Source organism: Symbiobacterium sp. (assembly GCF_040797425.1).
GTDB lineage: Bacteria > Bacillota > Sulfobacillia > Symbiobacteriales > Symbiobacteriaceae > Symbiobacterium.
Window position 1 is genome coordinate 1 of the sequence record NZ_JBFNEH010000087.1, and the last position, 7568, is coordinate 7568.

General features: G+C 64.6%; 5 protein-coding genes. All 5 read left to right on the forward strand.

All coding sequences use genetic code 11. The annotated features are described in order from the left end of the window. Nucleotides 1–903 (forward strand): S-layer homology domain-containing protein (locus AB2385_RS16210; RefSeq protein ID WP_367656049.1); only part of this gene is annotated, 903 nt, incomplete at its 5' end. Nucleotides 904–1675: 772 nt separating this feature from the next. Next, a complete protein-coding gene (locus AB2385_RS16215; RefSeq protein WP_367656050.1) occupies nt 1676–3220 on the forward strand; it encodes a recombinase family protein in 1545 nt (514 codons plus the stop codon). A 37-nt stretch (nt 3221–3257) separates the two neighbouring features. Beyond that, nucleotides 3258–4088: a hypothetical protein gene (locus tag AB2385_RS16220; RefSeq protein WP_367656051.1), complete on the forward strand. Its 831-nt coding sequence runs from the start codon at nt 3258–3260 to the stop codon at nt 4086–4088. A 121-nt stretch (nt 4089–4209) separates the two neighbouring features. Continuing rightward, a complete protein-coding gene (locus AB2385_RS16225) occupies nt 4210–4713 on the forward strand; it encodes an inorganic diphosphatase (protein WP_367656052.1) in 504 nt (167 codons plus the stop codon). 155 nt (nt 4714–4868) lie between these two features. Further along, nucleotides 4869–7337, forward strand: coding sequence for a ribonuclease R (gene rnr / locus AB2385_RS16230; protein ID WP_367656053.1), 2469 nt, complete (start codon nt 4869–4871; stop codon nt 7335–7337). Nucleotides 7338–7568: the final 231 nt, after the last annotated feature.

Sequence of the window (7568 nt, forward strand, 5' to 3'; positions counted from 1 at the left end):
TGGACACCCAACCCTTTTGCTCCTACAGAACTGGCTTACTCAGACAGGCTCCTAGACCGCGCCGGTATCCCGCTGCCACCGGGGCTCGGCAAGCGCCTAAAGTACTATACGGACGTCGCCCAACTCAGCCAGGACGACCGGACGGCGCTTGGGCGCCTGCTCGACGAAGCAATCCTCACCGGCTATCCCGACAAAACCCTGAGGCCGCACCAACCGGTTACCCGCGCCGAGGCCGCCGTCTTGCTCATGCGGCTGGAGAACCGCGTCAACGTGCAGCAAGACCCGAACGATTACTTCGGCAAGATAGTCAACCGGTGGCGGTTCCCCGGCTGGTATCTCGGCACGGATTTCCGGCCCGGTTGGATGGTGTGGGAATCTCTCCAAAAGCTAGGCGTCCCACCAGAAGAGGCCCACCTTTACTACCTCGGCCCCGGTGTCGCGTTCGAGGTGCCCACCGCGTATCCGCCCTACTTCCGGAACGGTGTCCGACTCCCTGCGATCCACTCCACGCCTTCGCCGAAATGGGAAGACCAGGGCCAGAAGACGCACTACCTTCCCCCGGCAAATACCTATAGCCATGACGTCACCTGGGTATATTCCCCAGACGGCCGCACCATGGCGTTTGTGGATAGCTCGGGTGTAGAGTGGGATGCACTGGCAGTGAAACTCGGGAAGTGTACCGTCAGCATTATCGAGGGCCGGTACTACGGCGGGTACTATCTGAACAACCTGGTCCCAGACGACGGTGTTCGTGCGGCCCCCAGTGGCGGACTCGTTAGGGTGCGCGGCTTGAACGGCTGGTCCGTCGAGTGGACGAATCTCAATCAGATGGCCGACCTGGAGGCACTCGGACTGCGGCTGGCCGATCCGGACAAAGAGCTGTGCTTTGAGCTAAAATTCTAATCAGTCCATGTCAGACTAAATGCCCGACGTGAGTCGGCATACCAGACCGTTTCACGTCGAACAGATCTTGCGGCGGACACAGCCAAGACAAAAGATATACGGGCCACCCCAAGGGATGAAGATCCGGGGTGGCCTACGTTTTTGGTCTGCTTTTGTTCACCGGGTGAAGACCACACTTCCCAGAGAAGAGGTGTGAGCTGGATCAGCAATTGGACTTCACCGCATGGTCCACTTCCATCCAGACTGGCTGGGCGCCTTTGTTTGTCAGATTTCGGCCTAGGAATTTGAGATACAACCATTGTATAGTGCCATATATTATGATATGCTTTAACTGTCACCGCAAGGTACCATATAACCAAATATCACACGTCACGAGTAACGGCATCCTAAAAGGAAACCGTTCTCCAAACAGGAAGTCGTTCGTCAGCTGTAGGTATCGGTCGCCTATCTCCAAATCCAGGGGCGCAGTATGCGCTAGGGGGTAGGCGACCTTCGTCGCTTTTACGCAGGCTTGGACCTGCAGGAGGAGGTGATCGCATACACATTTTCCGGGCCGGGTCTGGTGTGCCGGCCGGGGGAGGTCTTACAATGATGAAAACAGCCGTCGACTGGGTTGTGCGTAATCACGTCCCGACCGCTCGGGGCGTTGTACCGCTTGAAGAGTTGAACGATGCGGAGCGCCAGGCGCTTGCGGATCGGATCTATCTTGCGCTTGCCCGTGCTCTAGCCCCGGAGGGGGTCCAGGTGTGGCTGGCAGGGAGGCAGGACACTCATGGGCAGAACAAGAAGCAGGCGGTCTAGCCCGTCGGGGGAACTCCGGCGGGCTGCCGCCTATATCAGAGTGTCAACAGGGATGCAGGCGGAGGAGGGCGAGTCCTTATCGGCCCAGCAGGCCCGCCTTCACGCATGGGCCAAGGAGAACGGCTATGTGATCGTGCGTGAGTACGTCGATGCCGGAGAGTCGGCCCGTACGGCGGATCGCCCGCAGTTCGTGCGGATGCTCCAGGACGCCAAGGCTCAACCCCGTCCGTTCGACGCCGTTTTGGTCTGGAAGTGGGATCGCTTCGCCCGCAACATGGAGGACGCCTCCATGTATAAGGCTTTGTTCCGCCGGAGGCTGGGGGTGGAGTTGATCAGCATTACCCAGCCCACCCCGGAAGGGGCTGTGGGCCAGCTGCTCGAAAGGATGTTGGACCTGATTGCGGAGTTCCAGTCAGCCCTGACGGCGGAAAACGTTTACAGCACCATGGCTTACCTGGCGGAGCAGGGGCGCTGGCTCGGAAAGCGGCCGTTTGGGTATGACCTCCAGGACGGTCGTCTGGTGGTCAAGCCTGATGAGGCAGAGGCCGTGGCGTGGGCGTTTGGAATGGTGGCTCGGCGGGAGCGATCTGTCTACGCCATCGCAGAATCCTTTGGCATGGGTAGCCTCTTCCCAGCCACGTTGAACAGGGGGTACCGTTGGTCCCCGACAGCGGTCAGGAAGATGTTGCAGAATGAGGTGTACCTTGGTCGCACCGTATGGAATCGACGATTTACAGAAATCGACAATCTGGGCGGCACCTCCACAAAGGTGAGGGGGTTCCGCAATCAGGACGAGTGGATCACAGTTGAAAACGCCCATCCGGCCATCATCGACAAGGAGACGTTCGAGGCCGTCCAACGGGTCTTGCGGGAGCAGAGCAGTCGCCGCCCCAGGTCGAAACGCGGGGAGTACCTGTTCTGGGGAATGGTGCGGTGTGCCCGGTGCGGACACCACCTGACCTGGCACGAATCTAAAAAGTCACCAGCTAGGCTCATCTGCTCCGAATATTTTCGGCCGCGGCACATGGCCTGCCGTCCGATGGTCTACATCCGTCCCATGGAGTTGGAAGAGGCCGTCCTAGGGGCGATCCGAGAAATCATCGCCGGGACCGAGCAGACCCCGCTGACTTTCGCCACGCCAAAGCGGGCCAAGACCGTCACGCCGGAGGCACTTCTCGCCGCTAACGCCGCAAAGGTCCAGCGCCTCCTGGAAGCATACGAGGCCGGAGCCATCACCCTGGATGACCTCAAGACCCGGCGCACCATACTGGAGCAGGAGGCGGAGCGGCTGCGGCAAGCGGCGGCCAGCAAGGACAGCGGCCCGGATTACGAGGCGCAGGTTGCGGCCCTCCGGGAGCGGCTGACGGACGTGCTGGCCATCCTCCAGGACGAGGAGGCTCCTGTAGCCGCCAAGAACCAGGCGCTCGGTGCCGTCATCCGGGAAATCGTGATAGACCGGGAGGCCCAGCGCATCGACATCCACTGGCGGCCGATAGAGGAGGATTTACAACAGTAATAGAGGGGACCCGCTTTTCATCTGGGGCGCCGTGGCCGTGGGGATGTTCGGCCTGCCCGCGCTGGGCGGAACCATGGCGCTGGCCCACTACCTCGCGGCGCTCCTGGTGGGGCTGACCTTCCGCTTCTATGGCCTGCAGGAGCGCGAGTACACCCCCGAACCGGCTCGCGAGGGCAACATCCTCAGCCGGGCGGTCGCCGCCCTGGTGAAGGCCCGAAAGGAGGACGGCAGGCCGGTGGGCCAGATGCTGGGCGACGCCATTACGGACTCCGTCCGCACGATGGCCCTCATCTGCGGGTATATCATTCTTTTCTCCACCATTGCCCGCATGATCGACGTGACCGGGTTGTTCCCGTATCTTACGGCTCCGTTCCAGTGGCTCTTCCGGCTGTTCGGCATCGACCCTGCCCTGGCGCGGGCGACCGTCATCGGACTCCTGGAAGTCGATTTGGGGACGCTGGCGGCCTCACGGGCCAGCGGGGCGCCGCTGGTACAGCAGGTGGCCATTGCGGGGGCAATCATCGGCTGGAGCGGGCTCTCCGTTCACGGGCAGGTAGCCAGCGTGCTGTCCGGCACCGACATTCGCATGGGACCTTACGTCGCGGCCCGGCTGCTGCATGCGGTTCTGGCCTTCATCGCCACGCTGGCCTTACTGCCGGCGGTGGGGACTGCGGAGCTGGGGGTGGTGCGGGTGCTCCCCGCCCTGGGCGGGATTTCCGCCGGCCTCTGGCAGCCCACCTTCCTGGACTACCTGGCGCGGGGCGCAACGTGGTCGCTGGCCGTTCCCCTCACCCTCGCCCTGGTAGGCGCCGTGGCGGCTGCTGTGAGCGGCAGCCTGCGCTGGGTCCATTTCTACACCCGCAAGTAGGGGTTCGGCTCCGGCGGGCATGCCCGCAGTGGTGCCTTGCTTGCAGGAACACGCGGCGGTTACTATAATGGCAACATGGAATGAATCAGGATACAGAAGCTGCGAAAGGGGTCTTGGTTCGGTGTCGCAAGAGATCGTGGAGGCGATTGTCGAGATCCCTGCCGGCAGCCAGAACAAGTACGAGTTTGACAAGGAGCGCGGCGTGCTCCGGCTGGACAGGGTCCTGTACTCGCCTGTACATTACCCGGCCGACTACGGCTACGTCGAGGGCACGCTGGAAGAAGACGGGGATCCCATCGACATCCTCATTTTGGTCACCAACCCGACGGTGCCCGGGTGCATCGTGGAGGTGCGCCTGATCGGCGTCCTGGAGATGGCAGACGACAAGGGGATCGACAACAAGCTCCTCGGGGTGGCCGCCAGGGATCCCCGCTACGAGCAGGTGACCGACCTGTCCTGTGTTCCCCCGCACAGGCTGCGGGAGATTGAACACTTCTTCAAAACGTATAAGGACCTTGAAGGTAAGCGGACCATCATCAACGGCTGGTTCGGCGTGGAGGTGGCCCGGACCAAGCTCAGGGCGGCCCGGGAGAACTACCTGCGGATGTCCAGCGTGGCCCGGTAGAGGCAATAGCAGGGAATGTGGACGGCGGTCGGGTCTGTGCCACGGACCCGGCCGCCTTTACGATCGCGCCCGTCCCGCGTCCGCGTTCATGAGGCCGTTGCATTTCGTGCACGATAGACGGTAACCGCGGTGCTCAGATGCAAGGTGGTAGAAACGTGAGAGATCGGATCGCAGAGTTCATCCGGGAGAAGGCCTACAGGCCGATGAACTTCGCAGAGCTGGCGCAGGCGCTAGCCATCCCGGAGAAGCAGCACGAGCAGCTGCGCAAGACCTTGGAGCAGATGGAGCGCGCAGGCGAGGTGGTCCGGACCCGCACCGACCGGTACGGGGCGCCGGAGCGGATGAACCTCGTGGTCGGCCGGCTGCAGGGACACCCCCGTGGCTTTGGGTTCGTTGTTCCGGACCGGCCCGGTGCGGAGGACCTCTTCATCGGGCGGGAGGGGCTGAACGGCGCGTGGCACAATGACCGGGTCGTCGCCCGCATCCTCCCGCCCGCCTTCGGCGGCGGCCGCCCGGAGGGCGAGATCATCCGCATCCTCGAGCGGGCCAACCCCCGCGTGGTCGGCACCTTTGAGACGAGCGGCCACCTCGCCTTTGTGGTGCCCGACGAGAAGCGACTGCCTGACGACATCTACATCCCCAAGGGCATGACCAACGGGGCCAAGAGCGGCGAGAAGGTCGTGGTGCAGATCACGCAGTGGCCTGACGGCCGGCGGGGCGCCGAGGGGCGCATCGTCGAGCGGCTGGGCATGAAGAGCGATCCCGGCGTCGACATCGTGAGCATCATCCGCAAGTACGGGTTGCCGGAGGCCTTCCCGGCCAACGTGATGCGGGAGGCCGAGCAAGTGCCCGAGGCAGTGACGGAGGAGGCGATCCGCGAGGCCGGACGGCGCGACCTGCGCTCCTGGACCATCGTCACCATCGACGGCGAGGACGCCAAGGACCTGGACGACGCGGTCAGCGTTGTGCGGCTCGGCCGCGACCGCTGGCAGCTGGGCGTGCACATCGCCGACGTGGCGTACTACGTGCCCGAAGGTTCGGCCCTGGACCGCGAAGCGTACAAGCGGGGCACCTCCGTGTACCTGGCTGACCGGGTGGTGCCCATGCTGCCGCCTCGCCTCTCCAACGGCATCTGCTCGCTGAACCCGGGCGTGGACCGGCTGACGCTCTCCTGCGTGATGGAGATCGACGGCGAGGGGCAGGTGCTGTCTTACGAGATCTTCCCGTCGGTGATACGGACGGCGGCGCGCCTCACCTACACGCAGGTGAACCGGATCCTGGCCGGCGAACCGGGGGCAGCGAGGGGCGTGGAGGGTCTGGTGCCCCTCATCCAGGAGATGGCGACCCTGATGGCGGTGCTGCGGGACCGGCGCATGCGGCGCGGGGCGCTCGACTTCGACCTCCCGGAGGCCAAGGTTCGGCTCAACGAGCAAGGGTGGCCCACGGACGTCCTGCGGGTCGAGCGGGGCGAGGCGGAGCGGATCATCGAGGAGTTCATGCTGGTGGCCAACGAGACCGTGGCCGCGCATTGCGCCAACCGCGACCTGCCGCTGATGTTCCGCATTCACGAAGCTCCTGCCGCAGACCGTATCGCCGGGTTGCGGGAGTTCCTGGGGCTGTTCGGATACACCCTGCGGGTGGGGCCCGACGGCTCGGTCACGCCCCGGGATCTGCAGCGGGTGACGGAGTGGTGCCGGGGCCGGCCGGAGGAGAACCTGATCGAGTCGGTGCTGCTGCGCACCATGCGCCAGGCGCGGTACAGCGAGCAGAGGCTGGGCCACTTCGGCCTGGCGGCCGAGAACTACTGCCACTTCACCTCGCCCATTCGCCGCTACCCGGACCTGGTGGTGCACCGGGTGCTGCGCGCCCACCTGCAGCATAAACGGAGACTGCCCGGCAAGTTGAAGGCCAAACTGGAGCGGATACTGCCCGAGGCCGCCGAGCACTGCTCGGAGCGTGAGCGTGTTGCCATGGAGGCAGAGCGGGAGACCATCGAGCTCAAGAAGGCCGAGTACATGGCGGACAAAGTGGGTCAGCGGTTCGCCGGCATGATCTCGGGCGTGACGCCCTGGGGCTTTTACGTCCAGCTGGAGAACACGGTGGAAGGCCTGGTGCACGTGTCCACCCTCACGGATGACTACTACCACTTCCACGAAGACCATTACGCGCTGATCGGCGAGCGCACCCGGCGGCGGTTCCGCCTCGGGGACCGCGTCGTGGTGGAGGTGCACCAGGTCGACGTGGAGAACCGGCAGGTTGATTTCCTGCTGGACTCCCAGGACGAAGTGCAGACCGCTGAGCCCGCCCCCCGCGCGGGGCGGCAGAGGGCGGCGCGCAAGGCGGCCGCCGCCGGCCGGCCGGAACCTGACCCGCCCGCCCGCAAGGGGCGGTCGAAGGCAGGGGGCGAGTCGACGGCTCGCTTCGACATGTGGGGGCTGCCGGTGCCCGAGCACAAGGTCCGCGGCCGGCAGGCTGTCGATCCCACGGTGACCAACCCGTTCTCGCTGAACCGGCCCGTTGCAGAAGTCGGCGCAGGGGGGCGCGGCGAGGTGCGGCAGCCGTCCAGGCTGGTCCGGCGGTCGCGGCGCCGTGCGACGGCCCGCAGCCAGGAGGAGGATTCGTGATCCAGGCCCCCGGGTATGCCGTCCCGCCCGGGGGCCTTCGCATGAGTGTGTGACCCAGGGCGGGCCAGGGCGCGCCAGGAGCGCCGAGCCGCCCTGCCCTGTTACGAGCAACGCAGGAGAACTGGCAGAGGCGGGAAATCGCCCGGCGCACCGCTGACCGCGACGGGCCTGGGAACTGGTGTGAGTAAAGTTTTCGTGGGTAGGCCACAACATTTCTGCTGAAAAAAGCAG

Excerpts from the sequence above, each read along its gene's own strand:
- AB2385_RS16215 (WP_367656050.1), top strand. The coding sequence starts at position 1,676 with ATGGGCAGAACAAGAAGCAGGCGGTCTAGCCCGTCGGGGGAACTCCGG.